At 38.0% G+C, this 1,845-nt stretch carries 2 protein-coding genes; both read right to left on the reverse strand.

Going from position 1 to position 1,845, the window contains the following annotated elements; genetic code table 11:
* Positions 1-60 precede the first annotated feature (60 nt).
* Positions 61-639: a T6SS immunity protein Tdi1 domain-containing protein gene (locus F6K37_RS40485; RefSeq protein WP_287256932.1), complete on the reverse strand. Its 579-nt coding sequence runs from the start codon at positions 637-639 to the stop codon at positions 61-63.
* A gap of 13 nt (positions 640-652) precedes the next feature.
* Positions 653-1,845: polymorphic toxin type 15 domain-containing protein (locus F6K37_RS40490; protein WP_287256934.1), on the reverse strand; the 1,193-nt coding region annotated here is incomplete at its 5' end.

Genomic DNA, 1,845 nt, shown 5'->3' on the forward strand with positions numbered 1-1,845 from the left:
TCCCAACCTAAAAGATCACGCGATCGCACTATCTCCATTCAATACATCATTAGTGGTAGCTCAAATTTGAGCCAGTAAAGCTAAGTGTTCACGCATTTCAACTTTTTGTATATGTTCTATTGTTTCCGAGCCGCCCAAAGCAATTGCAGGGACAAAGGTGAAGCATTCATCCGCCTTCAATTTTCCTAGTTTACTTACACTTTGACTATGTAGATTTGACCTTAAAACATTTGTTAAAAATTGTTCTCTACAAAGAATATAGTCAAATAAGAAACCAATATCTTCGGTAAGTTCGTCAACGTTTCTTGCGTGAACATCAAATAAATAAGCTCTACCCTGTATCCACAAACAAAAATCACCGAAAGATGTTCTGAAAATTAAAGAAGCTTTATGAGGTAATAACCCCGTCCATTCCTCAATCAAATCATCAAAAATACTGGGTGGATGAGTCCATATCAACCCCTCTGCATAGCTACCAAAACCATATTCTCTCCAAAAAACAATCAAATTGCTGGGTATAATATCCTTTTTACCTGCTAGCTCCTCATCTTTTGTAGAAACTAGACCATTAGGATTTCCGTAGCATTCCACAAAATATTCAAAGTTTGCTGCCGGCAAATTGCTTGATTGATTTTCCATATTTTAAGCAACCTTATATCTCTATACCTTCAAGAGAAACATTCATATTTAATCCTTTTCTGTGAGCATTATATTTTGATTTTTTAACCTCATCATCAATGTATTTTATTCGCTTTTTCCATTGTGAACCTATTGATGAATTTATACGTGTATTTCCCATACCGACTAAACCTGTTCGAGCTTTAAATGTTTTGAATTCAGATGAATTGTTTATATCTTTGACATCAATTGATCCAGTATCAATAACAGTTCTACCACCGCCTGCAATTTGATCAGGACCATGAAGTGCGGCATTTTTAGACATCCAAGCATCAGCAAAAGCTTCAGCTTCTTTTAGTGATTTTTCTTTTGATTCTCCTTTGTCAATTGCCTTGTTAAGGCGTTGTTCAACGATTCGAGCCCTGATAATCTCGCGAAATCTTCTTTGATCCTTTGCACTGTCATCACTTCTTCCTGAGCCCTTGGATGCTTTAGTAATTAAGAATTGATTTCTATTGGCATACCAATCACTCATTTTCATTGCATTAATTCCACGTTCTTGCTGTCTGAGCTGTCCTCTGAAAGATGTAGGTTTAAATTTTCGAGTTCGAATATTGAACGGAACTTTAACCTTTTCCATTTCCTTAGGCTCTTCCTGCTTTTTATTAGATGTTTTCTTGATGTTTCTAAAAACATACTTATAATCCCAGCTATTGCCACCATCAACTACACTAATTGATCTAAATACTGGGTGATTTCGCTTTACTCTCTTAGCAACTTTACCAGCAGATCGATGATCAATAGTGCCATCTTTAGCAAATGCCTTCTCTGTTTTTTCAAAAGCAGCTAATCCAGCTTTACGATCTTTCTTAGTAAACTTACCATCCTTATTACCCTTACCCTTCTTCCCTTTAAACAACCCCTTCGCCTTCAACAACACCTTATCAATCGCCTGATCAATCCGCTCGCGAATCTTACCAATAATCTTCTCAACCTTCTTCGCCAAACCACCAATACCCAACAGCGAAGCCAAGAACCCTATTACCACTGGTACAGCTTTCGCTAAAGCATTCTCTACCAACTTCGCTGCGCCACCAACAGCACCAGATGCGATCGCACTCACGGCATCCACAACTGCATTTACCAATTCCAGCACCTGACTACCGCGATTAACAAAGAACATGATGATGTCATAGATTGCCATGGCGGCTTTCACAAAGGCTGATG

This window comes from Moorena sp. SIO4E2, from assembly GCF_010671945.1.
GTDB lineage: Bacteria > Cyanobacteriota > Cyanobacteriia > Cyanobacteriales > Coleofasciculaceae > Moorena > Moorena producens.

Excerpts from the sequence above, each read along its gene's own strand:
- F6K37_RS40485 (WP_287256932.1), bottom strand. The coding sequence starts at position 639 with ATGGAAAATCAATCAAGCAATTTGCCGGCAGCAAACTTTGAATATTTT.